The sequence below is a fragment of the Pseudomonas sp. UM16 genome (assembly GCF_050312595.1).
Lineage (GTDB): Bacteria > Pseudomonadota > Gammaproteobacteria > Pseudomonadales > Pseudomonadaceae > Aquipseudomonas.
The window spans coordinates 139,424-165,874 of the sequence record NZ_JBNPJT010000002.1 but is presented as its reverse complement, the minus strand read 5'-3'; the positions used below and the strand labels follow the sequence as shown (position 1 = coordinate 165,874).

Genomic DNA, 26,451 nt, shown 5'->3' with positions numbered 1-26,451 from the left:
CTCAATCTCTTATCGAATTTGTGGGCCGATGAATCGGCTCTTGGCTTCAACCTGGGTGGCGCTGTCGTCAGCGTCCTTGAGGATGAAAGTGACTTCGTTGGTACTCGATGGCAGTTTCTCCGGGGCCATCGACAGTTGCACTGGCAGGCTGACGATATCGCCGGCAGCGACGCGGATTTCTCGTGCGCCTGCCAGTTGCAGGTCAGGCAGACCGGCGGCTTCGAGCACGTAGACGTGGTCGCGCTGGTCTTTGTTCATGACCTTCAGGCTGTAGACGTTCTCGATCCGGCCCTGGGCGTTTTCACGGTACAGGACGCGGTCCTTGCTGACATCGAAGCCCACCAGCGAACGCATGACGAAGGCGCTGGCAAGCAAGGCGATCATGGCCAGCAAGACCACGGCGTAACCGATCAGGCGCGGGCGTAACATGTGGGTCTTCTGCCCCGAGAGGTTGTGCTCGGTGGTATAGCTGATCAGCCCTTTAGGGTAATTCATCTTGTCCATGATGGTGTCACAGGCGTCGATGCAGGCGGCGCAGCCGATGCATTCAATCTGCAGGCCATCACGAATGTCGATGCCGGTCGGGCAGACTTGCACGCACATGGTGCAGTCGATGCAGTCACCCAGGCCTTTGGCCTTGTAATCGAGGTCTTTCTTGCGTGGGCCACGGGTTTCGCCGCGACGTGGGTCGTAGGACACGATTAAGGTGTCTTTGTCGAACATCACGCTCTGGAAGCGGGCATAGGGGCACATGTACACGCACACCTGCTCACGCAGCCAACCGGCGTTGCCGTAGGTGGCGAGGGTGAAGAAGCCGACCCAGAAATACGCCCAGCCGTCGGCCTGCCCGGTGAAGAACTCCACCACTAGCTCGCGAATCGGCGAGAAATAACCGACGAAGGTCATGCCGGTGACAAAACCGATCAATAGCCACAGGCTGTGTTTGGCCAGCTTGCGCAGCAATTTGTTACCGCTCATCGGCGCTTTATCAAGCTTCATGCGTTGGTTGCGGTCCCCTTCGGTGACCTTCTCGCACCACATGAAAATCCAGGTCCAGACGCTTTGCGGGCAGGTGTAGCCGCACCACACCCGGCCGGCAAATACGGTGATGAAAAACAGTCCGAAGGCGGCAACGATCAATAGGCCAGACAGGAGGATGAAATCCTGCGGCCAGATGGTCGCACCGAAGATGTAGAACTTGCGCTCTGGCAGGTTCCACCAGACGGCCTGATGGCTACCCCAGTTCAGCCAAACCGTACCGAAGTACAGCAGGAACAGCGCCGCGCCGCCGGCCATGCGCAAGTTGCGGAACAGGCCGGTGAAGGCCCGGGTATAGATTTTTTCCCGAGAGGCGTAGAGGTCGATGCTGTCCTTGTCTTTATTGGCAGGCGGGGTGACGTCATGTACTGGAATCTGCTTGCTCATCATTGAGTCCCACGGCAGTGGTGAAGTGCCGCAGCCAGTACATGCCGGCCGCAGTCGGAAGCTTGATGCTCTAGGGCGCATGATACGCCTGTCCTGCGGGTAGGGGGGATGGGTGCGACTTTTGGCCGCGTTGGGTAAACGTGGGTAATAGTGTATCGGCCTGTGTCAATTGATCCAGGTCATGCCAAAGCAGTCTCTGTTGTGCCTGTAGGAGCCAGCCTTGCTGGCGAAAGAATCAGCAGGGTGCCTGCTACTGTGCGGTATCTGCATCGCTGGCAAAGTCGGCTGCTACAAAAAAGCCCCGGCAGTTTGCACTGACGGGGCTCTCTTGAAACCGATGGATTACTCCGCGTCGGTGGTTTTTTCAGGCTGGTGCGACAGGCTGTAGACATAGGCTGCCAACAGGTGGACCTTGTCGTTGCCCTGAATCGATTCCTGTGCAGGCATCTGGCCCTGACGGCCATAACGGATAGTCTGCTGCAGCTGGGCGAAGCTCGAACCGTAGATGAATGCCTGTGGATGGGTCAGGTTCGGCGCGCCCATGGCCGGGGTGCCTTTGCCTTCCGGACCGTGGCAAGCCACGCAGTTGGCGGCAAAGATTTTCTGGCCATTGGCAGGATCGGCTTTTGCACCTTCTGGCAGTTTGCGTCCATCGAGGTTGGTCAGGACATAAGCGGCAACGTCGGCAACGCCTTGTTCACCGATAACTTCAGACCAGGCCGGCATCACGCCATGCCGACCGCCCATGATGGTTGCCTTGATGGTTGCCGGGTCACCGCCCCAGCGCCAGTCGTTGTCGGTCAGGTTAGGGAAGCCGTAAGCACCTTTGGCGTCGGAGCCGTGGCACACCGAGCAGTTGGACGCGAACAGGCGGCCACCCATCTTCAGGGCTTGCGGGTCTTTGGCTACTTCTTCAATAGGCATCGCTGCAAATTTGGCGAAAATCGGCCCGAACTTGGCGTCGGCGCGGGCCATTTCCTTTTCCCACTCGTGCACACCGGTCCAGCCCGGTTGACCGTTGGCGAACTCGGTCTTTTTCTCATTGTCGACGTACTGGTAGCCCGGCAAGATGCCTTTCCAGTTACCTAGGCCTGGGTACAACACCAGGTAGCCCAACGCGAAAATGATGGTGCCAACGAACAGCATGAACCACCATTTTGGCAGCGGGTTGTCATACTCCTCGATGCCATCGTAGGCATGGCCCACGGTTTCTTCGGTGGTTTCGCTGCGCTGGCCCTTGCGGGTGGACAGCAGCAGCCAGGTCAGGGCGAAGATGGTGCCCAGACTCAAAACGGTGACGTACAGACTCCAGAAGGTAGTCATTCGTTGTTACTCCTAGACGCTTTCGCTTGCGCTTGCTCGACGTGCTTGCTGGCTTCGGGATCATCCGCGAAGGGCAGCATGGTCGCTTCGTCGAACTCAGACTTGCGCCGAGAACTGAATACCCACAACGCCAGGCCGATAAAGGCCACCATCACTACGACGGTGCCCAGGCCACGAATCATCCCGATATCCATCAATGTCACCGTTTGCTTTTGATGATGGTGCCCAGGCCTTGCAGGTAGGCAACCAAGGCGTCCATTTCAGTCTTGCCCTTGACCGCGTCGCGGGCACCGGCGATGTCTGCATCGGTGTACGGCGTGCCGAGGGTACGCAGGACGTCCATCTTCTTGGCCGTGTCCTTGCCGTCGAGGTGGTTCTCGACCAGCCATGGATAGGCGGGCATCTTCGACTCGGGCACGACGTTGCGCGGGTTGTACAGGTGCGCGCGATGCCAATCATCGGAGTAGCGGCCGCCGACACGGGCGAGGTCCGGACCGGTACGCTTGGAGCCCCACAGGAACGGGTGGTCCCAGACGCTTTCACCGGCCACCGAGTAGTGGCCATAGCGCTCGGTCTCGGCACGGAACGGACGGATCATCTGCGAGTGGCACTGCACACAACCTTCGCGGATGTAGATGTCACGGCCTTCAAGCTCCAGCGCGGTGCGCGGCTTCATGCCTTCGACCGGTTTGTTGGTGACGTCCTGGAAGAACAGCGGGACGATCTGGGTCAGGCCGCCGATGCTCACGGCGATGACCATGAAGAAGGCCAGCAGGCCAATATTCTTCTCTAGTACTTCATGCTTCATCAGTGAGCTCCAACTACAGCGATCTGAGCGGCGGCTTCAGCTTCGGCCGGCTTCGAGGCGCGCACGGTACGGTAGACGTTGTAGGCCATCAGCAGCATGCCGGAGGCGAAGAACGCGCCGCCCAGGGCGCGGACGATGAAGCCTGGATGGCTGGCCTGCAGCGCTTCGACGAAGGAGTAGGTGAGAGTGCCGTCATCGTTGATTGCACGCCACATCAGGCCCTGGGTGATGCCGTTGACCCACATCGAGGAGATGTACAGCACGGTACCGATGGTTGCCAGCCAGAAGTGCGCATTGATCAGGCCAATGCTGTGCATCTGCTCACGGCCATAGACTTTCGGGATCATGTGGTACAGGGCACCGATCGAGATCATCGCTACCCAGCCCAGCGCGCCGGCGTGTACGTGGCCAACGGTCCAGTCGGTGTAGTGCGACAGCGAGTTGACGGTCTTGATCGCCATCATCGGACCTTCGAAGGTCGACATGCCGTAAAACGCCAGCGATACCACGAGGAAGCGCAGGATCGGGTCGGTGCGCAGCTTATGCCAGGCGCCCGAGAGGGTCATCATGCCGTTGATCATGCCGCCCCAGCTTGGCGCCAGGAGAATGATCGACATGGCCATGCCCAGCGACTGAGCCCAGTCGGGCAGGGCGGTGTAGTGCAGGTGGTGCGGGCCGGCCCAGATGTACAGGGTGATCAGTGCCCAGAAGTGCACGATCGACAGGCGATAGGAGTAGATCGGACGCTCGGCCTGTTTCGGTACGAAGTAGTACATCATGCCGAGAAAGCCGGTGGTCAGGAAGAAACCTACGGCGTTATGACCGTACCACCACTGGATCATCGCGTCGGTGGCGCCGGAGTAGGCCGAGTAGGATTTGAACAGGCTGACCGGCAGCGACGCGTGGTTGACGATGTGCAGCATCGCGGTGACCACGATGAAAGCACCGTAGAACCAGTTACCGACATAGATGTGCTTGGTCTTGCGCTTGACGATGGTGCCGAAGAACACCACACCGTAGGTGACCCAGACAATCGCCAGCAAAATGGCGATCGGCCATTCCAGCTCAGCGTATTCCTTGGTCGTGGTGTAACCCAGCGGCAGGGTAATGAGCGCACCGACGATCACCGCTTGCCAGCCCCAGAAGGTGAAGGCCGCGAGGCTGTCGGAAATCAGTCGCGTCTGGCAGGTGCGCTGCACGACATAATAGGAAGTGGCAAACAGTGCACAGCCACCGAAGGCGAAAATCACCAGGTTGGTGTGCAGTGGGCGCAGGCGTCCAAAACTCGTCCATGGCAGGTCCAGGTTCAGCTGGGGCCATACCAATTGCGAGGCGATGAAGACGCCAAGCCCCATGCCAAGGATCCCCCAGACCACCGTCATGATGGCGAACTGGCGGACGACCTTATAGTTATAAGCAGTCGGACTGATTGCTGTGCTCATTCTAAGGTTCCACGGTTTGGGTGTTTTTGTAGGTTAAAAAATCGGCGCAAGTATGTATAAACCGTGTGGTTATTGCAACGCGATGGCTCCCGCGCCGACCTTTGCCAAAGCCCGTTCTACTGCTGTTTCGAGCGATGTTGTCGGGCAAAGTGTACACAATTATCTGCTTGATATGTGTACTGTTATTCATCTTTTCTTGTCCAATTGGTCAGGCTTGTTGTGACCCTTTTCCGTTATTCAATAACCGGTAATAAGAGGTCGAGCCGATCCCATCTGCCTTTGCACGCATTCTTCAACAGCGGCGACTGCGCAAGGGAAGGTAAGGGCCCTTGGATGCGGTCGCTGTGGCAACAAGCTTAGTTGCGATCAAGGCAGGTGCAAGGCGGGGTGGCGGGGGAGGTGCGACACTTGGTCGCAAGGGGGAAGCGGAACCGCCGCATCCGGAGGGATGCGGCGGTTTCGGTCAAGGCTCAGTTACACGATGATTTTACTTGGCAGTGACGCTGTCGGTCTGAGCCGGTTCACCTTGGGACAGGCTGTAGACATAGGCGGCCAGCAAGTGAACCTTGTCATTACCCTGGATGGCTTCCTGTGCCGGCATCTGACCTTGGCGACCATAACGAATGGTCTGTTGCAGCTGGGCGAAGCTCGAGCCGTAGATGAACGCTTGCGGATGCGTCAGGTCCGGTGCGCCCATCGCTGGCGTACCTTTGCCTTCTGGGCCATGGCAGGCTACGCAGGTGGCGGCGAAAAGTTTCTCGCCGTTGGCGACATCCGCCTTGGTGCCTTCTGGCAGTTTGCGGCCATCGAGGTTGGTCAGAACGAAACCGGCCACATCAGCTACACCTTGTTCGCCAATCACGTCGGCCCAGGCCGGCATGACGCCGTGGCGGCCGCTCATGATCGACTGCTTGATGGTCTCCGGCTCGCCGCCCCAGCGCCAGTCTTTGTCGGTGAGGTTAGGAAAGCCGTAGGCGCCTTTGGCGTCCGAGCCGTGGCACACCGAGCAGTTGGAGGCGAACAGGCGGCCGCCCATTTTCAGTGCCTGCGGATCCTTGGCCACTTCTTCTACCGGCATGGCAGCGAACTTGGCGAAGATCGGGCCGAACTTGGCGTCTGCCTTGTCCATTTCTTTCTGCCATTCGTTAACCTGGGTCCAGCCGTTCTCATAGCCCGGCAGGATGCCTTTCCAGTTCCCCAGGCCCGGGTAGAGGATCAGGTAGCCAACGCCGAACGCCAGGGTGCCGACGAACAGCCAGAACCACCACTTGGGCAGCGGGTTGTCGTACTCCTCGATGCCGTCGAAGCTGTGGCCCATGGTCTGGTCGCTGGTCCCCGGCTTTTCGCCCTTGCGCGTGGCCAGCAACAGCCAGGTCAAGCCGATCAGGCTGCCGATGGTCAGTACGCTGATGTACGTACTCCAGAAGGTGGTCATTGCCCGTTACTCCTCGGTGCGGGTTCGTTGGCGGCAGGTGCAATACGGTCATCGGCGAACGGCAACAGGCTTGCTTCGGCAAACTCGCGGTCACGCCGACCGTTGAACACCCACAGCGACAGGCCGATGAAAGCGATGGCCACCAGCAAGGTGCCCAGGCCGCGCAGCTGGCCGATATCCAATGTGAAGTCCATGGCCCTTACCTCTTGTTCTTGATCGCGGTGCCAAGCACCTGCAGGTAGGCGACCAAGGCATCCATTTCGGTCTTGCCCTTGATCGATTCCACTGCACCGCTGATATCCGCATCGGTGTAAGGCACGCCGAGGGTGCGCATGGTGCGCAGCTTGGTCTCGGTGTGGCTGCTGTCGACCGGGCTTGCTACCAGCCATGGGTAGGCCGGCATCTTCGACTCGGGCACGACGTTGCGCGGGTTGTACAGGTGCGCGCGGTGCCAGTCATCGGAGTAACGACCGCCGACACGGGCCAGGTCCGGACCGGTACGCTTGGAACCCCACAGGAACGGGTGGTCCCAGACGCTTTCACCGGCCACCGAGTAGTGGCCGTAACGCTCGGTTTCGGCGCGGAACGGACGGATCATCTGCGAGTGGCACTGCACACAACCTTCGCGGATGTAGATGTCACGGCCTTCCAGTTGCAGCGCGGTGTACGGCTTCATGCCCTCGACCGGTTTGTTGGTGACATCCTGGAAGAACAGCGGAACGATCTGGGTCAGGCCGCCGATGCTGACGGCAAACACCATCAACAGCACCAGTAGGAAGACGTTCTTCTCGATTACTTCGTGTTTCATCTCGGTCTCCTCAGGCCAACTGCGTAGCGGCAGGGGCGGTCGCGGTCACCGGGGCACGCACGGTGCGCCAGGTGTTCCAGGCCATCAGCAGCATGCCGGTGAGGAAGATTGCCCCGCCGACGAAGCGCACGATGAAGCCAGGGTGGCTGGCGACCAGGGTTTCGACGAAGGAGTAGGTCAGCGTGCCGTCGGCGTTGACTGCGCGCCACATCAGGCCCTGGGCGATGCCGTTGACCCACATTGAGGCGATGTACAGCACGGTGCCGATGGTGGCCAGCCAGAAGTGCGCGTTGATCAGGCCGATGCTGTGCATCTGCTCACGACCGAAGACTTTCGGGATCATGTGGTACAGAGCGCCGATCGAGATCATCGCTACCCAGCCCAAGGCACCGGCGTGTACGTGGCCGATGGTCCAGTCGGTGTAGTGCGACAGGGCGTTGACGGTCTTGATCGCCATCATCGGACCTTCGAAGGTCGACATGCCGTAGAACGCCAGGGAGACCACGAGGAAACGCAGGATCGGGTCGCTGCGTAGCTTATGCCAGGCGCCCGAGAGGGTCATCATGCCGTTGATCATGCCACCCCAGCTTGGTGCCAGGAGGATCAGCGACATGATCATGCCCAGCGACTGCGCCCAGTCGGGCAGGGCGGTGTAGTGCAGGTGGTGCGGGCCAGCCCAGATGTACAGGGTGATCAGCGCCCAGAAGTGCACGATCGACAGGCGATAGGAATACACCGGACGCTCAGCTTGCTTGGGCACGAAGTAGTACATCATGCCGAGGAAGCCTGCGGTCAGGAAGAAGCCCACGGCGTTGTGGCCGTACCACCACTGGACCATGGCGTCAGTGGCGCCGCTGTACAGGGAGTAGGACTTGGTCAGGCTGACCGGCAGTTCCAGGTTGTTGACGATGTGCAGGATGGCCACGGTGATGATGAATGCACCGAAGAACCAGTTGCCCACGTAGATGTGCTTGGTGGTTCGCTTCATCAGAGTGCCGAAAAACACCACGGCGTAGGCGACCCAGACGATGGTGATCAGGATATCGATCGGCCATTCCAGTTCGGCGTACTCCTTGGAACTGGTATAACCCAGCGGCAAGGTAATGGCGGCAAGCACGATCACCAATTGCCAGGCCCAGAAGGTGAACGCGGCAAGGCGTGGTGAGAACAGGGTGGTCTGGCACGTTCGCTGGACCGAATAGTAGGAGGCGGCGAACAGCGCGCAACCACCGAAGGCGAAGATCACCGCGTTGGTATGCAGCGGGCGCAGGCGCCCAAAGCTGGTCCAGGGGAGGTCGAAGTTGAGCGAAGGCCAGACGAGTTGCGCGGCGAGAAAAACGCCGAGCCCCATCCCGACGATTCCCCACACCACCGTCATAATGGCGAATTGGCGGACCACCTTGTAGTTGTAGGCGGTACTGCTGGTTGTGTTCATGTATGGGTTCCCATCCACGGTTATAGGCAGGCTAAATAGCGAGGTAAGCATGAATAATGGGCAAGTTGCCGGTATTGACGGGGATCAATGGGCGCAGTTGCTCGAACGTCGAGGCTGGCGCTGGAATGCCCCGCAAAATCAGGGGGATGGCGCGCTTTCAGGCTGTCTGATTCTGGCCCATGGAGCAGGTGCGCCGATGGACAGCGGGTTCATGGAGGAAATGGCGCAAAGGCTGGCAGCACAAGGCCTGGGCGTGTTGCGTTTCGAGTTTCCCTACATGGCGCAGCGGCGTCTCGATGGTGGCAAAAGGCCTCCGAATCCGCAGGTCAAACTGCTCGAATGCTGGCGCGAGGTGTATCAACAGGTGCGACCATTGGTCACTGGGGTGCTGGCCATTGGCGGCAAGTCAATGGGCGGGCGGATGGCCAGTCTGCTGGCCGATGAACTGGGCGCTGATGCGCTGGTATGCCTGGGGTATCCGTTCTATGCCGCGGGAAAACCGGAAAAGCCGCGGGTGGCGCACCTGGCTGAATTGAAGACGCCGACGCTGATCATTCAGGGTGAACGGGATGCGCTGGGCAACCGGCAGGCGGTGGAAGTCTATACGTTATCGCCAACGATTGAGTTGTGCTGGCTTGAGGCGGCGGATCATGACCTGAAGCCTTTGAAAGCATCGGGATTCAGTCATGCCGATCATCTGGCGACGGCGGCGCAGAAAATTACAGCGTTTTTGCGCTGACGGCTGCTGTAGGAGCGGATGACTCCGCTCCCACGCGTTCAGTGCAGTACCTGGCTTAGCCGCGGTACTCGCACAGGTAAGCGGTGTCCACAGCCACTTTCAGCTGAAACTTGCTGTTGGCCGGTACATTGAACTGGCTGCCAGCACTGAAGGTTTCCCAGTTGTCGCTATCCGGCAGCTTGACGGTCAGCGCGCCAGACACCACGTGCATGATTTCACGCTGGGCCGTGCCGAATTCGTACTCGCCGGGGGCCATGACGCCGACCGTGGCCGGACCTTCGGCAGTGCCGAAAGCAATCGACTTGACCGTGCCATCAAAGTACTCGTTGACCTTAAACATGGGCGACTCCTGAAAAGGGGCTGAAAAGGTTGGCCAGTATGCCCAAGGCGCCTGGCGCCGTCATCCGCTTTCAGGTGCCGTTGGCCGGTAGGCTCAAGGGCAGCAAGCGTGCGGTGTTGCGCGCATCTTCAAGGGCACGGTGCTGCACCCCGCAGAACTGCAGGCCGGCCAGTTGCAGGGCACCGTTAAGGCCTAACGGGCGCTGGAGCTGACGGGCCTTGGCAAAGCGTTGTTTGAGGTTGATATGCGGTAATTCAGCCAGCAGGCTATGCAACTGATGCCGTTGCCATTCCTGCAGCAGTTGCAGGCGGTCGTAATCGCCCCAACTGACCCAGGCTTGCAGATGCCCCTGATGATGGCCAATCCAGCGTTCGAACTGACCCCAGACTTCGTTGAAGGGCGCGGCCGCGTCGACATTGGCCTGGCTGATATGGGTCAATTCGCGGCAAAAGGAGGTGAGTTGTGGGCGTCGCCGTGGTTTGACGAAGCGCTGGAAATGGTCGACCTCCCGGCCCTGTCGATTGACCAGCGTCGCACCGATTTCGATGACTTCCATATCCGTGACTGGCCAACCACCATCATCGGTGGTTGCTTCCAGGTCGATCACCAGCCAATGCCCCATAGTAGGCTCCCTTGCAAGACTCGCTAGAGCGTAGCCAAACTTGCACGCTTGGGGTATCCCCTGGCGTTTTGCCGGTAACTGCAATTTGCCACAAACGATGGTTGTGCAGCGCCGGGAAAACGCCTAGCTTAGTCTGATTCCGGTAAAGACCCGCAAAGAGTGTGTTGCTTTGACTCCCACGTCCATGCCGCAGGCTGTGCCTTTCCTGTTCATGTTCGCTAGCCTGTGGCTGGCGTCGCCGGCCCAAGCGGTCGAGGCAGTAGAGGTCAAGGTCGGTGCGGCGCATTTCCCTCCTTATACTGTGCGCCCGGAAAAGGGGGCCGAGACTGGGCTATTGCCGCAGTTGGTCGAGGCGCTGAACAACGCGCAGCAGCACTACCATTTCGTTCTGGTGCCTACCTCGATCCCGCGTCGATTCGGTGATTTTCGCCAGGGGCGTACTGACATGGCGATTTTCGAAAATCCGCAGTGGGGTTGGCAGGGCATCGAGCACGTGGCGGTCGATATGGGCCTGGAAGATGCCGAGGTGTTCGTCACTCATCTTCAGCCCGATCGGGATGAGCGCTATTTCGCCGACCTACACGGTAAGCGTCTGGCCCTGTACAGCGGTTATCACTACGCCTTTGCCGGCTTCAACCCCGATCCCGATTACCTCACCACGCACCACAACGCGACCCTGACCTACTCTCACGACAGCAATCTACTGATGGTCCAACGCGGTCGCGCAGATGTCGCTCTGGTCACCCGTTCCTACCTCAGTGATTTTCTGGTGCGCAACCCGCAGAGTGCTGGCCAGTTACTGACCTCCCAGCGGGTCGATCAGGTCTATCATCATTACGCCTTGCTACGCCCTGACGCACCGATCAGCGGCCCGGCATTCTCCGTCTTGTTGCAGCAATTGCGCGACAACGGCGAACTTCTACGCATTTTTCAGCCTTACCGGATCAGTGTGACGGCGCCTGAGGCTGACTAAATTTCGCTGTGGCGATCACGTTCACACAGGTGAGCCCTTTTCCTTTGTGAGCCACGACCATGCCGTTTGATACCGCATCGCAAACGTTATCTTTACCCCGCTGGCGCAGCCTGGAGGGCGATGAAAGTGACTGTCAACTGAGCCTTGTGCTCGAAAGCAGGCCGCTGATTCGTGTGCGTCTGGTGCGTGGCGATACGCTGCACGTGCACTTGGACGGTCTCGCTCAGGACCGTTTGCATCAGGCCCTGTGGGCAACGTGCTACTGGTTGTTCGCCCGCGATCCTAGTTGCCAGTGCCTGATCTGGCACCTGAATGAGCCACCTGTTGAGGCTTTACTTAGCGGTTTGCTAATTACGCAGCCTCAGGCCGGTGTTTATCGCTGTGAAAGGACGAAATTCTGGCAATTGCCGCAACCCTGGTTGGGGCAGCCATTCACCACTGTCTACCCGCAACAGATGCAGATCACCGAGGGCAAACGCCATCCGCGCCGTGCACCGAAACCCCGTGGCGAGGTTTACCGGCGCTTCGATGTACGGCTGGGCGCCTGGGTGTCCTTGCGCACCTTGGAGATCGACGCGGACCTTGAGCGCTTCAACCGTTGGCAGAACAACCCGCGGGTGGAGAGTTTCTGGCAGGAGGGCGGTAGCCTCGAGCAGCATCGAGACTACTTGAGCAAGCTGCACGCCGACCCGCATAGCTTGACCTTGATCGGTTGTTTCGATGATCAGCCTTTCGCCTATTTTGAGGCTTACTGGGCCAAGGAAGATCGCATCGCCCCGTTCTATGCGGTCGATGACTATGATCGCGGCATTCACATGCTGGTGGGTGAAGAGCATCATCGTGGGCCGCACAAGGTGGCCAGCTGGCTGTCAGCGTTGGTGCACTACCTGTTTCTCGACGATCCGCGCACCCAGCGGGTGGTCGCCGAGCCACGGGCTGACAACAGCAAGATGATCGGCTACATGCACGATCAACGCTTTCATTGCGAGAAAGAATTCGACTTCCCGCACAAGCGGGCGGCCTTGATGGTACTTGGACGGGAACGCTTCTTCGAGCGCGCTAGGCTCGCCTGAGGCTCACGCTGTAAGTTGCAAGCTACAAGCTACAAGCTACAAGCTACAAGCTACAAGCTGCAAGTAGGTCGTGTGCTTGCCGCTTGCCGCTTGCCGCTCTCAAGCCCTCTGGCTTGAGACTTTCCGACAGTGCACCAGGGCGTCGCGGATCATGAAGTTGACCAGTGTCGGCGAGACGCCCAGTTCTTTGGCGATGTCCTTTTGCGGCACACCGTGCAGGCGATACATCTCGAAGGCGTAGCGCGTGCGCTGCGGCAGTTCGTTCAATGCATCGGCAATATGTTCCAGGGTGGCGAAGTTGATGTGCGCAGCTTCCGGCGAAGCACCCTGAACCACCACGTTCAAGCCTTCCTCTTCACTGCCGGAGTAACGCAGTTCCATGGATTGCTTGCGGTAGTGGTCAATGGCCAGATTGCGCACGATCTGGAACAGGTAGCTGAGCTGGGCCTTGAACGAGGAGGTGATCTGCGGCGCCGAGCTGAGGCGAAAGAATGCGTCCTGCACCACGTCTTCAGCGCGGGAGCGACAGCCAGTAATACGGGCGGCGATTTTGACCAGAATGTTGCGGTTGTCGACAAACGCCTGGAGTAACGGTGAATCGCACTTACTTGTGGACAGTTGTTCCGCCATGGAAATCACCTTGTCTCTAACGGGGAAGGGAAGCTTTCTGAGTTTTGGGATGCTTCCTAAGACGTGCGACAAACTATTCGTAATGATAATTATTGTCAAATGAGAAAAGTAATTCATCTCCGAATTTTTCGCTATAAGCATCAGCGTGTGATCCGCTTCAAATTACTTATCGAGAGGAGCAACTCTTTGGCTTGGGCTTGGGGGCTTGGCAAGCGTGTTTAATCCAGCCGCAACTCAAGCAACTCAGCCTCTGGAGTCCCTGCTCCGGCAATCTGAGAAGAACCTTAATTATTTGCCCTGTCCGTCCGTTTCTCTGGATACATCTCCCGGCGCTCGACAGATGCAAGGTGCACGCGCATAGCCGCAACACGCCACTGTCGAGCCCTGACTTCACGTACAGACTCTGGCAGGAACCTCCCATGACGGACGCCTTCGAACTCCCGGTTACGCTGGTCCAGGCATTGGCACAACGCGCGGCGCAAACGCCGCAGCGGGTAGCGTTGCGCTTTTTGGCCGACGATCCGCAAGAGGAGGCGCTGCTGACCTATGAAGACCTGGACCAGCGCGCACGGGCCATCGCTGCGGTGCTGCAGGCACGGTCTGATTTCGCTGATCGGGCGATATTGTTGTTTCCCAGTGGCCCGGATTACGTCGCGGCGTTCTTTGGCTGCTTGTACGCCGGGGTAATTGCCGTGCCGGCCTATCCGCCAGAGTCGTCACGGCGTCATCACCAGGAGCGGCTGCTGTCGATCATCGCCGACGCCGAGCCGCGCCTGCTGCTGACCACCAGCGCCCTGCACGATAGCTTGCAAGCACTGGAGGTGCTGGCCGGGGACACTGCACCGCAGTTGCTGGCAGTTGACCGGCTTGACGCAGCGCTGGCGGATGCCTGGCAAGCACCGACGTTGCAGGCGGATGACATCGCCTTCCTGCAGTACACCTCCGGATCCACGGCGCTGCCCAAAGGGGTGCAGGTCAGTCATGGCAACCTGGTGGCCAACGAGATGTTGATCCGCCACGGCTTCGGCATCGACCTCAACCCCGATGATGTGATCGTCAGTTGGTTGCCGCTTTACCACGACATGGGCTTGATCGGTGGATTGCTGCAGCCCATTTTCAGCGGTGTGCCATGCGTGTTGATGGCCCCGGCCTATTTCCTCGCCCGGCCCCAGCGCTGGCTGCAAGCGATTAGCGATCACGGCGGGACCATCAGCGGTGGCCCCGACTTCGCCTACCGGCTGTGTAGTGAGCGGGTCAGCAGTGCCGCCCTGGCGAACCTCGATCTGAGCCGCTGGCGTGTGGCCTATTCCGGTTCCGAGCCAATCCGTCAGGACAGCCTGCAGGCCTTTGCCGAGAAGTTCGCCGGTTGTGGTTTCAGCGCGCAGAGTTTCTTCGCCAGCTATGGCCTGGCCGAGGCGACCTTGTTTGTCAGTGGCAGCCGCCGCGGTCAGGGCATCGGCGCCTTGACCCTGGATGCTGCAGCCCTGGCGCGCAACAGTGCAGAGCCCGGTGTTGATTCGGTGCAGATGAGTTGTGGGCGCAGTCAGCCCAAACATGCTGTGCAGGTCGTCGATCCGCAGCAGTTGAACGTGCTGGCCGACAACCAGGTCGGCGAGATCTGGGCCTGTGGTCCGAGCATCGCCAAAGGCTATTGGCGCAACCCGCAGGCGACGGCGAAGACCTTTGTCGAGCAGGGTGGCCAAACCTGGCTGCGTACCGGCGACCTGGGTTTTCTGCGCGACGGTGAGCTGTTTGTTACCGGTCGTCTCAAAGACATGCTGATCGTACGTGGACATAACCTCTACCCGCAGGACCTGGAAAAGACCTTGGAGCGTGAAGTTGAGGTGTTGCGCAAAGGCAGGGTAGCGGTGTTCGCCGTCGATGATCAGGGTGAAGAGGGCATCGGCGTTGCCGTCGAAATCAGCCGCAACGTGCAGAAGATCGTCACTCCGGCAAGCCTGATCAAGACCTTGCGTCAGGTGATCGCCGATGCCTGCCAGCAAGCGCCGGCGGTGGTCTTGTTGCTCAACCCGGGTGCCTTGCCGAAAACCTCCAGTGGCAAGCTGCAGCGTTCGGCCTGTCGGCTGCGTATGGAAGATGGCAGCCTGGATTGCTATGCGCGTTTCCCCGATGCCCAGCAGTGCGCCACGGTGGATACCGGCGCTCAGGGCAAGCCGTTGCACAGCCTGATTGCAAGGTTGTGGTCCGAGCAGTTGGCGGTGGAGCAGGTGGCCGATGACGACCATTTCTTCCTCCTCGGCGGCAATTCTATTGCCGCCACCCAGCTTACTGCTCGCTTAGCCGATGAGTTGGGTTTGCAGTTGAGCGTACGGACCCTGTTCGAAGCCCCATTACTGGCCGACTTCTGCAGTGCGGTGGCTGCGGTGCAACAGCAGGGCGGTGGCGGCCATGACCTAATCAAGCGCCTGAGTCGTGCCCAGACGTTGCCGCAATCGCTGGCGCAAAATCGCCTGTGGCTGCTTTGGCAGCTGGAACCGCACAGCGCCGCCTATAACATTCCCGGAGCGTTGCGCTTGCGTGGCGAACTGGATGAGTGCGCGTTGCAGGCCAGCTTCCAGGCTCTGGTGGAGCGTCACGAGTCCTTGCGTACGGTGTTTAGCGAAGAGCAGGGGCAAGCGCTGCAACGGGTTCAGCCGACGCTGGTGTTGAACATCCAGCACCTGGACCTGAGCGGGGTCGACAGCCACCAAGTGCTGGCCCGACGGGAAGCGGAAGCGCAGCAACCGTTTGACCTGCACACCGGTCCATTGCTGCGGGTGACCCTGGTACGTTTGGGCAGCGAGGAGCATCAGTTGTGGGTAACGTTGCACCACATCATTGCCGATGGCTGGTCGATGAACATCCTTATCGATGAATTCTCGCGCCTGTACGCCGCCCACTGCCAAGGCCAGCAGGCTGAACTGCCGCCATTGACTCTGGACTATGCCGACTACGGTAGCTGGCAGCGGCAATGGCTGGCCGAAGGCGAAGCGGCGCGGCAACTGAGCTACTGGAAGGCGCAACTGGGTGATGCTCAGCCGGTACTCGACCTGGCTACCGATTACCCGCGTTCAAGTCAGCAGCGCAAATCGGCTGAGCGTCTGAGCGTGCAGGTGCCGACGGCGCTGGCCGAGGCACTGCGCAGCACCGCTGGCGAGCACCACAGCACGCTGTTCATGATCTTGCTGGCCGGCTTCCAGAGCCTGCTGCACCGCTACAGCGGGCAGTCCGATATTCGCGTTGGCGTGCCGAATGCCAACCGCCCACGTCTGCAAACCCAGGGTTTGGTGGGTTTTTTCATCAATACCCAAGTCCTGCGGGCCCAGCTCGATTCGCGCCTGTCATTCGCCGACTTGCTGGCCCAGGTTCGCCAGGCCACCCTGCAAGCCCAGGCCCATCAGGATCTGCCCTTCGAACAATTACTTGCCGCCTTGCCCGACGCCCGTGAACAGGGCTTGTTCCAGGTCATGTTCAACCATCAGCAGCGTGATCTGGGGGCGTTGCGACGCCTGCCCGGGCTGCTTGCCGATGAGCTGCCATGGCACAGTCGCGAGGCCAAATTCGACCTGCAATTGCACAGTGAGGAAGATCATCAGGGACGCCTGTCGCTGTCATTCGACTATGCCAGCGAATTGTTCGACGCCAGCAGTGTGCAGCGTTTGGCGACGCAGTTGCTGAGTTTGCTGGAGCAGGCCTGCGCGGCACCAAGTTTGGCCATCGGTGATCTGCAGTTGTTCGATGCCCAGGGCCATGAGCAATTGCTGCACTGGGGGCAGGCGGCTGCGGCGCAGGCTCGGCAAGGGGTTGTTGAGCAGCTTAACGAACAGGCGCGAGTGACCCCGCAGCGTACTGCGCTGGTGTGGGAGGGCGGTAGCCTCGACTATGCCAGCTTGCACCAGCAAGCCAATCGTCTGGCCCATTACCTGCGTGACAAGGGGGTCGGCCCGGATGTGTGTGTGGCCATCGCCGCTGAACGTTCACCGCAGTTGCTGATCGGTGTGCTGGCCATTCTCAAAGCCGGTGGCGCTTATGTGCCGCTGGATGTGGATTATCCGACCGAACGCCTGGCCTACATGCTCGCTGACTGCGGCGCGCGCTTGCTGCTCAGCCAGAGTGATGTGTTGCAGCGGCTGCCACACGTGCCAGGTGTCAGCGCCATCGCCATGGACCAGCTCAAACTCGACAGTTGGCCGTGTCAGCCACCGGGCCTGCATCTGCACGGCGATAACCTCGCCTATGTGATCTATACCTCCGGTTCCAGCGGTCAGCCCAAGGGCGTAGGCAATACGCATGCGGCCTTGGCCGAGCGTCTGCAGTGGATGCAGGAACGCTACGCGCTGGATGAGCATGATGTGCTGATGCAGAAGGCACCGATCAGCTTCGACGTGTCGGTCTGGGAGTGCTTCTGGCCGCTGGTCACTGGTTGCCGGCTGGTGCTGGCAGGCCCCGGTGAACACCGCGACCCGCAGCGCATCGCGGCCTTGGTGCGTGAGCATGGCGTGACCACCTTGCACTTTGTCCCGGCGCTGTTGCAGGTGTTCATCCAGGAACCCCTGGCGGCCCGCTGCAGCAGCCTGCGGCGTTTATTCTCTGGCGGCGAGGCGCTGTCCGCCGCGTTGCGCGACCGAGTGCTGCAACTGTTGCCTCAAGTGGCACTGCACAACCGCTATGGGCCGACCGAAACGGCAATCAACGTCACCCACTGGCACTGCCAGGAAAGCGATGGGGCTCGCTCGCCGATTGGTCGCCCGTTGGCCAACGTCGTCTGCCGCGTGCTTGATGACGAACTGCAGTTCAGCGCTCCGGGCGTCCCTGGTGAGTTGTACTTGGGCGGCGCCGGGCTGGCACGCGGGTACCTGGGCCGTCCAGGGTTGACCGCCGAACGTTTCGTACCAGAGCCAGATGGCGAGGGGCAGCGCCTGTATCGCAGTGGTGACCGCGCCCGTTGGCAGGCCAGCATGCAAGCTCTGGAATACCTCGGGCGCCTCGATCAACAAGTAAAGCTGCGTGGCTTTCGTGTCGAGCCCGAAGAAGTCGAGGCCTGCCTGTTGAGCCAACCGGGCGTCGAACAGGCACTGGTGTTGATTCGCCAGACCGTTGCCGGTGCGCAATTGGTCGGCTACTACAGCGGCGTGGAAAACACCGCGGCACTGATGCAGGCATTGGCCGAACAACTGCCGGCCTACATGGTGCCGGCGCTGTTGATGCACCTGGTGCAAATGCCCCTCGGCCCGAGTGGCAAGGTAGAGCGCAAAGCGCTGCCGGAACCGCTATGGACCAGCCGTGAACACGTCGAGCCGCACACTGCACTGCAACAGCAGATCGCCGCTATCTGGCGCGAGGTGCTGGGGCTGCAGCAGGTCGGTCTGCAGGATGATTTCTTCGCCCTGGGCGGCCATTCGTTGCTGGCGACCCAGATCATTTCCCGCAGCCGTCAGGCCTGCAATGTCGAGTTGCCGTTGCGCGTATTGTTCGAAGCCAGCGAGTTGGGTGCCTTTGCCACTGCGGTCGAGCGCATTCAGCACAGTGGGGCGCATAACTTGCAGGGCGAGATCGCGCGCATCGATCGGCGTCAGGCCGTGCCCTTGTCCTACTCCCAGCAACGCATGTGGTTTCTCTGGCAGATGGAGCCGGACAGCCCGGCCTACAATGTCGGCGGCATGGCGCGGCTGCGCGGAGTGCTGGACGTCAGCCGTTTCGAACAGGCCCTGCAAGCATTGATCGTGCGTCACGAGACCTTGCGCACAACCTTCCCGAGCATTGACGGCGTGCCGTACCAGTGCGTGCACAGCGACAGTAGCCTGCACATGCAGTGGCAGGACTTTTCTGCCGATAGCCTGAGCCTGCGCGAGCAACGCCTGCAGGCGTTTGCCGATGAACAGGCGCATCAGCCGTTCGACCTGGAGTGTGGGCCGCTGCTGCGTGCCTGCCTGGTCAAGGCCGCTGAGCAGGAGCATTACTTTGTTCTGACCCTGCACCATATCGTCACCGAAGGCTGGGCCATGGACATCTTTGCCCGTGAGTTGGGTGAGTTATACGAAGCCTTTGTCGATGAGCGTGAATCGCCGCTGTTACCGCTTCCGGTGCAGTACCTGGACTACAGCGTCTGGCAGCGCCAGTGGCTGGAAAATGGTGAAGGTCAGCGCCAGCTGGCGTACTGGAAAGCCAAGCTCGGTGACCAGCATCCGGTGTTGGAACTGCCAACTGACCGGTCACGACCAACGCTGCAAAGTCACCGTGGCGAGCTGTATCGCTTCGACCTCAGCCCACAGTTGGCGGCACGGGTACGCGCCTTCAACGCTGAACGCGGCCTGACCCTGTTCATGACCATGACCGCGACCCTGGCAGTGCTGCTCTATCGCTACAGTGGGCAATCAGACCTGCGTATCGGTGCACCGGTGGCCAACCGCATCCGCCCGGAAAGCGAAGGATTGATTGGTGCTTTCCTCAACACTCAGGTGCTGCGCTGCGAACTTGACGGACAAATGCGCGTGGGCGATCTGATCGACCAGGTCCGCCAGACTGTGATCGAGGGCCAGTCCCATCAGGACCTGCCGTTCGATCAACTGGTCGAAGCGCTGCAGCCTGCGCGCAGCACTGCCTACAACCCGTTGTTCCAGGTGATGTGCAACGTTCAGCGCTGGGCGTTCCAGCAGAGCCGGCAGTTGGCGGGCATGCAGGTGGACTATCTGGTCAACGACGCCCGGGCAACCAAGTTCGACCTGAACCTGGAAGTGACTGACCTCGACCGTCGCCTGGGTTGCTGCCTGACCTACAGCTGCGACCTGTTCGACGAGCCGCGCATTGCCCAGATGGCCGCACACTGGCAGAACCTGTTGACGGCGATGCTCGACAACCCTACGCAGCGCCTGTGCGAATTGCCGATGCTGGGCACAGACGAACAACAGCGGTTGCGTGACAGCCTTGAGGGCAACCTTGCAGCTGACCTGGGCCAGACCATCGAAGGCTTGTTCAGTGCGCAAGCGGCGCACCAGCCACAGGCCTTGGCCCTGACCTTTGCCGGTCAGCACCTCAGTTATGCCGAGCTGGATGCGCGTGCTAACCAGTTGGCGCGGGTGCTGCGCGAACGCGGCGTTGGCCCGCAGGTGCGGGTTGGTCTGGCGCTGGAACGTTCGCTGGAGATGGTGGTGGGCCTGCTGGCTATTCTCAAGGCCGGCGGCGCCTACGTGCCACTGGACCCGGAGTACCCGCTGGAACGCTTGCATTACATGATCGAGGACAGCGGCATCAGCTTGTTGCTTGGTCAGCGCAGCCTGTTCCAGGCACTGGGTGAGTTGCCCAAACAGGTTAGTCGATGGAGTCTGGAAGACGATGGCCCGGCCGTCGCTGCAGTCAGCAGCGAAGCCCTGGCCATGCAAAGTCTGCCGGGTCATCAGGCCTACCTGATCTACACCTCCGGCTCCACCGGCAAGCCCAAAGGCGTGGTCGTCAGCCGTGGCGAGATCGCCATGCACTGCCAGGCGGTCATCGAACGTTTCGGCATGCGTAGCGATGACTGCGAGCTGCATTTCTATTCGATCAACTTCGACGCCGCTACTGAACGTTTGCTGGTTCCTCTACTGTGTGGCGCGCGGGTGGTATTGCGCGCCCAAGGGCAGTGGGACGCGGAGGAAATTTGCACGCTGATTCGCGAGCAACAGGTTTCGGTTCTCGGCTTTACGCCAAGCTATGGCAGCCAGTTGGCGCAATGGTTGGCCAGCCGTAACGACACCCTGGCGGTGCGCCTGTGCATCACCGGCGGTGAAGCTTTGACGGGCGAACACCTGCAGCGGATTCGCCAGGCATTTGCACCGCAGCAGTTTTTCAACGCCTACGGCCCGACCGAAACCGTCGTCATGCCACTGGCGTGCCTTGCGCCCGAGCAAATACCAGCCGGTGCTGGCAGCGTGCCGATCGGCAGCGTGGTTGGTGCCCGCATGGCGTACATTCTGGACGCCGATCTGGCGTTGCTGCCTCAGGGCGCTATCGGTGAGCTGTATGTGGGTGGCGCTGGTTTGGCCCAGGGTTACCATGCGCGGCCCGGGCTCAGTGCCGAACGTTTTGTCGCTGACCCGTTCAGCGCTGATGGCGGGCGCTTGTACCGCACCGGTGACCTGGTGCGTCAGCGTGCTGACGGGCTGGTGGAGTATGTAGGGCGTATTGACCAGCAAGTGAAAATTCGCGGATTCCGCATTGAGCTTGGTGAAATCGAAACGCGTCTGCTGGAGCATCCGGCGGTGCGCGAGGCGGCGGTGCTGGCCCTGGACATGCCAGGCGGTAAACAGTTGATTGGTTACCTGGTCTGCGATCAGGCCCTTGCCGAGGCGGCTGAACAGCTTGCCTTGCGTGACGCACTCAAGGCTCAGCTTCGTCTGCACCTGCCGGATTACATGGTGCCGACGCACCTGGTATTGCTCGCGCAAATGCCGCTGATGGGTAACGGCAAGCTTGACCGTCGCGCGCTGCCAGCACCGGACCTGGTCCAAGGTCGCGAGCACTATGAAGCACCACGTAACGCGCTTGAACAGCAATTGGCAGACCTGTGGGGTGAGGTGTTGAATGTGCCGCGGGTTGGTTTGCAGGATAACTTCTTCGAACTGGGTGGCGACTCGATCCTGTCGATCCAGGTGGTCAGCCGGGCCCGCCAGGCAGGTCTGCATTTCACCCCGCGTGACCTGTTCCAGCATCAGACCATCCAGACCTTGGCCGCTGTGGTTAGCGGCAGCGAGGACAGTCAGATCGATCAAGGCCCATTGAGCGGTCGTGCAGCGTTGACGCCGATTCAGCAGTGGTTCTTCGACAGCGATGTGCCGCAACCGCAGCACTGGAACCAGGCGCTGTTGCTGGCGCCAGGCGAGCGCTTGTGGCCCAAGACGTTGGAGCAGGCCCTGCAGCAACTGGTGGCGCAGCACGATGCGCTGCGCCTGCGCTTTAGCGTCCAGGGTGGTCAGTGGCAGGGCGATTATGTAGACGGCGAAAACCGCGAACTGCTCTGGCAGGTATCGGTCAGCAGCTTTGCTGATTGCCAGGCCCTCTACAGTGACGTGCAACGCAGCCTCGACTTGCACAATGGCCCGCTACTGCGCGCCTTGCTGGTCGAAGACAGCAACGGCCAGCAGCGCTTGCTGCTGGCGATCCATCACCTGGTGGTCGACGGTGTGTCGTGGCGAGTTCTGCTTGAAGATCTGCAAGCGCTTTACCGTGGTCAGGCGCTGGGCGCGAAGACCCGGGCCATGAGCGATTGGGCCACACGCCTGCTGACCTATGCCAGCAGCGATTCGCTGCGCGACGAACAGCACTGGTGGCAGACCCAGTTGAGCGTCGCTCACCGAGAGCTGCCGTGTGATCACCCGCAGGGGTCGAACGTGCACAAGCAGGCGCAGACCCTCAGCGTGCGCCTGGACGCTATACAGACCCGGCAATTGCTCAAGGAGGCGCCAGCGGCTTATCACACCCAGGTCAATGACCTGCTGTTGACCGCCCTGGCGCGTGTCTTGTGTCGCTGGAGTGGTGACAGCTCGGTGCTGGTGCAACTGGAAGGTCATGGTCGGGAAAGCCTGTTCGACGACATGGACCTGACCCGCAGTGTCGGTTGGTTCACCACTGCCTACCCGCTCAGCCTCAGCCCTGCGCTGGATGACGGCGGGCCTGGGCAGGCGGCGTCGATCAAGGCGATCAAGGAGCAACTGCGCCAGGTGCCCCATAAAGGCTTGGGCTATGGTGTGTTGCGCTACCTGGCCGACACACCGGTGCGCGAAGCCATGGCAGCCCTGCCGCAGGCGCGCATCACCTTCAACTACCTTGGCCAGTTCGACCAGCAGTTTCAGGCCGATGCGCTGTTTCAGCCGGTGGATGAACCCGCCGGGATGGCTCATGACCTGGAGGCGCCGCTGCCCAACTGGTTGAGTGTCGATGGTCAGGTGTATGCCGGTGAGCTGCAATTGCGCTGGACCTTCAGCCGTGAACGTTACGATGAACCCACCATTGATCAACTGTCTCAGGCCTATAAAGCGGAACTGCTGGGCCTGATCGAGCACTGCCTGAGCCCAGGCAGCGGCAGCTTCACGCCGTCGGACTTCCCTCTGGCACAACTGACTCAGGAACAGATCGACAGCTTGCCGGTACCCGCCGCGCAGATCGACGACGTCTATCCACTGACACCGATGCAAGAAGGGCTGTTGCTGCATACCTTGCTCGAACCGGGCACCGGCATCTACTACATGCAGGACCGCTATCGGATCAACAGTGCCCTCGACCCGCAACGCTTCGCCCAGGCCTGGCAGGCGGTGGTTGCACGCCACGAGGCGTTGCGCGCATCGTTCAGCTGGAACGCTGGCGAAGCCATGCTGCAGATCATCCATAAGCAGGGCAGCACCAGGCTCGACTATCTGGACTGGAGCGAGTTTGCCGAGGAGGAGCAGGAAGCTCGCTTGCAGGCGCTGCACAAACAGGAGCGTGAAGCCGGCTTCGATCTGCTGCAACAGGCGCCGTTCCATCTGCGCCTGATCCGGGTCGGCGTCGAGCGCTACTGGTTCATGATGAGCAACCATCACATCCTGATCGATGCCTGGTGCCGCTCGTTGCTGATGAACGATTTCTTCGAGCTGTACCTGGCCTTGGGCGAAGGTCGCGAGGCGCAGTTGCCGGTGCCGCCGCGTTACCGCGACTACATCAGCTGGCTGCAGCACCAGGACCTGGACGAGGCGCGTCAGTGGTGGCGCGACAACCTGCAAGGCGTTGAGCGCAGCACTGCGGTGCCGAGCGACCGGCCGTTGCTGCGTGACCATGGTGGCGAGAACGCCGGGATGATCGTCGGCGACTGTTACACCCGCCTGGACGTCGCCGATGGCGCTCGCCTGCGTCAACTGGCCCAGGCGCATCAGTTGACCATCAATACATTCGCCCAGGCGGCCTGGGCGCTGGTGTTGAGCCGCTACAGCGGCGAACGTGATGTGCTGTTCGGGGTGACAGTGGCTGGCCGGCCGGTGAGCATGCCGCAGATGCAGCGCACGGTCGGGCTGTTCATCAACAGTATCGCCTTGCGGGTGAAACTGCCGGCTGCCGGTGAGCGTTGCAGCGTCCAGCACTGGCTAAAAGGCCTGTTCGAACGCAACATGGAACTGCGAGAGTACGAGTACCTGCCATTGGTGAGCATCCAAGAATGCAGTGAGTTGCCCAAGGGCCAGCCCTTGTTTGACAGCCTGTTCGTGTTCGAGAACGCACCGGTGGAGGTCGCGGTACTGGACCGGGCGCAGAGCCTGAATGCCAGCTCCGACTCTGGCCGTACCCACACCAACTTCCCCCTGACTGCGGTCTGCTATCCAGGCGATGACCTGGGGCTGCACCTGTCGTTCGACCAGCGCTATTTCGACGCGTCGACGGTCGAGCGCCTGCTGGCCGAGTTCAAACGCCTGCTGCTGGCCTTGGCCGATGGCTTCCAGGGTGACATGAGTGCGCTGCCACTGCTGGGTGAACCGGAGCGGTGCTTCCTGCTTGAAGACTGCAATCGCAGTGAGCGGGCCTACAACCTTGAGCAGAGTTATGTGGCGCAGTTTGAAGCACGCGTTGCAGCCCATCCGCAACGTACGGTTGCGCGCTGCCTCGAACAGTCGATCAGCTACGCCGAACTCAACCGCCAGGCTAACCGCCTCGGTCACGCGTTGATCGCCGCCGGGGTGAGTTTGGACCAACCGGTGGCGCTGCTGGCTGAGCGTGATCTGCCCTTGCTGGGCATGATCGTTGGCAGCTTCAAGGCGGGTGCCGGTTACTTGCCGCTCGATCCTGGCCTGCCGACCGCGCGTTTGCAACGTATCGTCGAACTCAGCCATACACCGGTGCTGGTCTGCAGCCAGGCTTGCGTGGAACAGGGGCGTGCACTGCTGGATGAGTTGTCATGCGCAGGGCGGCCGAAGTTGCTGATCTGGGAGCAGGTGCAGGGAAGCGAGCTGCCGGAGGTTAATCCGGGTATCTACAGTGCCCCGGACAACCTCGCCTATGTGATCTACACCTCGGGCTCTACCGGCTTGCCAAAGGGAGTGATGGTCGAGCAACGCGGCATGCTCAACAACCAGTTGAGCAAGGTGCCGTACCTGCAGTTGGACGATCAGGATGTGATCGCCCAGACCGCCTCGCAAAGCTTCGATATCTCGGTCTGGCAGTTCCTCGCAGCACCGCTGTTCGGTGCCCAGGTGGCGATCGTGCCGAATGCCATTGCCCACGATCCGCACGGCCTGCTCGAGCACGTCCAGGCCTACGGTATCACCGTGCTGGAGAGCGTGCCGTCGCTAATCCAGGGCATGCTTGCCAACGAGCAGCAGCAATTGGACGGCCTGCGCTGGATGCTGCCAACCGGCGAGGCAATGCCGCCAGAACTGGCTTCGCAGTGGTTGCGGCGCTATCCACAGATTGGCCTGGTCAATGCCTATGGGCCGGCAGAGTGCTCCGATGACGTGGCGTTCTTCCGTGTTGATGCGGGGTCGACCCGCGGCAGCTACTTGCCGATTGGTACGCCGACCGACAACAACCGTCTGTACCTGTTGGGTGATGACCAAGCGTTAGTACCGCTGGGGGCAGTCGGTGAATTGTGTGTTGCCGGTACTGGTGTGGGGCGCGGTTATGTCAGCGATCCAGTGCGCACCGCCCAGGCATTTATCCCGCATCCGTTCGGGGCGCCGGGCGAGCGCTTGTACCGTACCGGTGACCTGGCGCGGCGACGCCTTGATGGCGTGCTCGAATATGTCGGACGCATTGACCACCAGGTGAAGCTCCGTGGCTACCGTATCGAGTTGGGTGAAATCGAGGCGCGCTTGCATGAGCAAGTCGAGGTTCGCGATGCGGCAGTAGGGGTTCAGGAGGGCGTCAACGGCAAGCACCTGGTTGGCTACCTGGTGGCTAGCGATGCGCTAGCGGATACCGCTTTGCTGCTTGAGCAAATCAAGCACCGCTTACGCGCCGAACTGCCTGAGTACATGGTCCCGCTGCATTGGGCCTGGCTCAAGCAACTGCCACTCAATGCCAATGGCAAGCTCGACCGCAAGGCGCTGCCGACCGTTGACTTCGGCGCTCAGCATAGCCAGGGCTACCTGGCGCCGCGCAGCGAACTGGAGCAGACCCTGGCGGATATCTGGGCCGAGGTGCTCAAAGCTGAAAAGGTCGGTGTACGTGACAATTTCTTCGAGTTGGGCGGGCATTCCCTGCTGGCCACCCAGATTGCTTCACGGGTGCAGAAGGCGCTGCAACTGAACGTGCCATTGCGGGCGATGTTCGAGTGCAGCACCGTCGAGGAACTTGCAACCTACGTGGAAGGCCTCAAGGCCAGTGAGTTGAGCGACGACAAGGTCGATCGTCTCAGTGACCTGATGGCCGAGCTCGAAGCACTGTAAGGACCGGGACAGGCAG

16 protein-coding genes are annotated in these 26,451 nt (G+C 60.7%); 4 read left to right on the top strand and 12 right to left on the bottom strand.

Features of this window, described 5'->3' with window-relative positions:
- Nucleotides 1-9: 9 nt before the first annotated feature.
- The 9 genes from ccoG to ccoN (ACQRAX_RS02790) all read right to left on the bottom strand — a co-directional run bounded on the left by ccoG (nucleotide 10) and on the right by ccoN (ACQRAX_RS02790) (nucleotide 8,676).
- Nucleotides 10-1,425 carry a cytochrome c oxidase accessory protein CcoG gene (ccoG, locus tag ACQRAX_RS02830; RefSeq protein ID WP_412038311.1) on the bottom strand — a complete coding sequence of 472 codons (1,416 nt, stop codon included), beginning with the start codon at nucleotides 1,423-1,425 and terminating at the stop codon, nucleotides 10-12.
- Between the two features lie 342 nt (nucleotides 1,426-1,767).
- On the bottom strand, nucleotides 1,768-2,748 hold the full coding sequence (gene ccoP / locus ACQRAX_RS02825; protein WP_412038312.1) for a cytochrome-c oxidase, cbb3-type subunit III: 981 nt from the start codon (nucleotides 2,746-2,748) through the stop codon (nucleotides 1,768-1,770).
- Nucleotides 2,745-2,942 carry a CcoQ/FixQ family Cbb3-type cytochrome c oxidase assembly chaperone gene (locus tag ACQRAX_RS02820; protein ID WP_010225992.1) on the bottom strand — a complete coding sequence of 66 codons (198 nt, stop codon included), beginning with the start codon at nucleotides 2,940-2,942 and terminating at the stop codon, nucleotides 2,745-2,747. Before ACQRAX_RS02820 ends, ccoP (ACQRAX_RS02825) begins: the two co-directional genes overlap by 4 nt.
- Nucleotides 2,943-2,947: 5 nt before the next feature.
- Nucleotides 2,948-3,556 carry a cytochrome-c oxidase, cbb3-type subunit II gene (gene ccoO, locus ACQRAX_RS02815; RefSeq protein WP_045188859.1) on the bottom strand — a complete coding sequence of 203 codons (609 nt, stop codon included), beginning with the start codon at nucleotides 3,554-3,556 and terminating at the stop codon, nucleotides 2,948-2,950.
- Nucleotides 3,556-4,998, bottom strand: a complete 1,443-nt coding sequence (gene ccoN / locus ACQRAX_RS02810) for a cytochrome-c oxidase, cbb3-type subunit I (RefSeq protein WP_038613180.1) — start codon at nucleotides 4,996-4,998, stop codon at nucleotides 3,556-3,558. Before ccoN (ACQRAX_RS02810) ends, ccoO (ACQRAX_RS02815) begins: the two co-directional genes overlap by 1 nt.
- 487 nt (nucleotides 4,999-5,485) lie before the next feature.
- Nucleotides 5,486-6,433: a cytochrome-c oxidase, cbb3-type subunit III gene (ccoP, locus tag ACQRAX_RS02805; RefSeq protein ID WP_412038313.1), complete on the bottom strand. Its 948-nt coding sequence runs from the start codon at nucleotides 6,431-6,433 to the stop codon at nucleotides 5,486-5,488.
- Nucleotides 6,430-6,627 carry a cbb3-type cytochrome oxidase subunit 3 gene (locus tag ACQRAX_RS02800; protein WP_412038314.1) on the bottom strand — a complete coding sequence of 66 codons (198 nt, stop codon included), beginning with the start codon at nucleotides 6,625-6,627 and terminating at the stop codon, nucleotides 6,430-6,432. Before ACQRAX_RS02800 ends, ccoP (ACQRAX_RS02805) begins: the two co-directional genes overlap by 4 nt.
- A gap of 5 nt (nucleotides 6,628-6,632) precedes the next feature.
- Nucleotides 6,633-7,241, bottom strand: coding sequence for a cytochrome-c oxidase, cbb3-type subunit II (gene ccoO / locus ACQRAX_RS02795; protein ID WP_038613174.1), 609 nt, complete (start codon nucleotides 7,239-7,241; stop codon nucleotides 6,633-6,635).
- 10 nt (nucleotides 7,242-7,251) lie between these two features.
- Complete coding sequence (gene ccoN, locus ACQRAX_RS02790) at nucleotides 7,252-8,676, bottom strand: cytochrome-c oxidase, cbb3-type subunit I (protein WP_107025499.1); 1,425 nt, start codon at nucleotides 8,674-8,676, stop codon at nucleotides 7,252-7,254.
- A 49-nt stretch (nucleotides 8,677-8,725) separates the two neighbouring features.
- Between ccoN (ACQRAX_RS02790) and ACQRAX_RS02785 the strand changes: the two genes are divergently transcribed.
- Nucleotides 8,726-9,415: an alpha/beta family hydrolase gene (locus ACQRAX_RS02785; RefSeq protein ID WP_412038438.1), complete on the top strand. Its 690-nt coding sequence runs from the start codon at nucleotides 8,726-8,728 to the stop codon at nucleotides 9,413-9,415.
- Between the two features lie 55 nt (nucleotides 9,416-9,470).
- Here the strand turns inward: ACQRAX_RS02785 and ACQRAX_RS02780 are convergent, their stop codons facing one another.
- Together ACQRAX_RS02780 and ACQRAX_RS02775 are read right to left on the bottom strand one after the other, a co-directional pair.
- A complete protein-coding gene (locus ACQRAX_RS02780; protein WP_010225980.1) occupies nucleotides 9,471-9,755 on the bottom strand; it encodes a pyrimidine/purine nucleoside phosphorylase in 285 nt (94 codons plus the stop codon).
- 70 nt (nucleotides 9,756-9,825) lie between these two features.
- On the bottom strand, nucleotides 9,826-10,377 hold the full coding sequence (locus ACQRAX_RS02775) for an exonuclease domain-containing protein (protein WP_412038315.1): 552 nt from the start codon (nucleotides 10,375-10,377) through the stop codon (nucleotides 9,826-9,828).
- Between the two features lie 211 nt (nucleotides 10,378-10,588).
- On the opposite strand from ACQRAX_RS02775, the gene ACQRAX_RS02770 reads away from it, so the two are divergent.
- Both ACQRAX_RS02770 and ACQRAX_RS02765 read left to right on the top strand, forming a co-directional pair.
- Entirely contained in the window at nucleotides 10,589-11,350 is a 762-nt protein-coding gene (locus ACQRAX_RS02770) for a substrate-binding periplasmic protein (protein ID WP_412038439.1), read from the top strand.
- A gap of 59 nt (nucleotides 11,351-11,409) precedes the next feature.
- Nucleotides 11,410-12,423, top strand: a complete 1,014-nt coding sequence (locus ACQRAX_RS02765; RefSeq protein WP_412038316.1) for a GNAT family N-acetyltransferase — start codon at nucleotides 11,410-11,412, stop codon at nucleotides 12,421-12,423.
- A gap of 99 nt (nucleotides 12,424-12,522) precedes the next feature.
- Here ACQRAX_RS02765 and ACQRAX_RS02760 read toward each other — a convergent pair whose 3' ends face one another.
- Nucleotides 12,523-13,053, bottom strand: a complete 531-nt coding sequence (locus tag ACQRAX_RS02760; protein WP_412038317.1) for an RNA polymerase factor sigma-70 — start codon at nucleotides 13,051-13,053, stop codon at nucleotides 12,523-12,525.
- A 419-nt stretch (nucleotides 13,054-13,472) separates the two neighbouring features.
- Here ACQRAX_RS02760 and ACQRAX_RS02755 point away from each other — a divergent pair, with 419 nt between their 5' ends.
- Complete coding sequence (locus tag ACQRAX_RS02755) at nucleotides 13,473-26,435, top strand: non-ribosomal peptide synthetase (protein WP_412038318.1); 12,963 nt, start codon at nucleotides 13,473-13,475, stop codon at nucleotides 26,433-26,435.
- Nucleotides 26,436-26,451 lie beyond the last annotated feature (16 nt).

Excerpts from the sequence above, each read along its gene's own strand:
- ccoG (WP_412038311.1), bottom strand. The coding sequence starts at position 1,425 with ATGAGCAAGCAGATTCCAGTACATGACGTCACCCCGCCTGCCAATAAA.
- ccoP (WP_412038312.1), bottom strand. The coding sequence starts at position 2,748 with ATGACTACCTTCTGGAGTCTGTACGTCACCGTTTTGAGTCTGGGCACC.
- ACQRAX_RS02820 (WP_010225992.1), bottom strand. The coding sequence starts at position 2,942 with ATGGATATCGGGATGATTCGTGGCCTGGGCACCGTCGTAGTGATGGTG.
- ccoO (WP_045188859.1), bottom strand. The coding sequence starts at position 3,556 with ATGAAGCATGAAGTACTAGAGAAGAATATTGGCCTGCTGGCCTTCTTC.
- ccoN (WP_038613180.1), bottom strand. The coding sequence starts at position 4,998 with ATGAGCACAGCAATCAGTCCGACTGCTTATAACTATAAGGTCGTCCGC.
- ccoP (WP_412038313.1), bottom strand. The coding sequence starts at position 6,433 with ATGACCACCTTCTGGAGTACGTACATCAGCGTACTGACCATCGGCAGC.
- ACQRAX_RS02800 (WP_412038314.1), bottom strand. The coding sequence starts at position 6,627 with ATGGACTTCACATTGGATATCGGCCAGCTGCGCGGCCTGGGCACCTTG.
- ccoO (WP_038613174.1), bottom strand. The coding sequence starts at position 7,241 with ATGAAACACGAAGTAATCGAGAAGAACGTCTTCCTACTGGTGCTGTTG.
- ccoN (WP_107025499.1), bottom strand. The coding sequence starts at position 8,676 with ATGAACACAACCAGCAGTACCGCCTACAACTACAAGGTGGTCCGCCAA.
- ACQRAX_RS02785 (WP_412038438.1), top strand. The coding sequence starts at position 8,726 with ATGAATAATGGGCAAGTTGCCGGTATTGACGGGGATCAATGGGCGCAG.
- ACQRAX_RS02780 (WP_010225980.1), bottom strand. The coding sequence starts at position 9,755 with ATGTTTAAGGTCAACGAGTACTTTGATGGCACGGTCAAGTCGATTGCT.
- ACQRAX_RS02775 (WP_412038315.1), bottom strand. The coding sequence starts at position 10,377 with ATGGGGCATTGGCTGGTGATCGACCTGGAAGCAACCACCGATGATGGT.
- ACQRAX_RS02770 (WP_412038439.1), top strand. The coding sequence starts at position 10,589 with ATGTTCGCTAGCCTGTGGCTGGCGTCGCCGGCCCAAGCGGTCGAGGCA.
- ACQRAX_RS02765 (WP_412038316.1), top strand. The coding sequence starts at position 11,410 with ATGCCGTTTGATACCGCATCGCAAACGTTATCTTTACCCCGCTGGCGC.
- ACQRAX_RS02760 (WP_412038317.1), bottom strand. The coding sequence starts at position 13,053 with ATGGCGGAACAACTGTCCACAAGTAAGTGCGATTCACCGTTACTCCAG.
- ACQRAX_RS02755 (WP_412038318.1), top strand. The coding sequence starts at position 13,473 with ATGACGGACGCCTTCGAACTCCCGGTTACGCTGGTCCAGGCATTGGCA.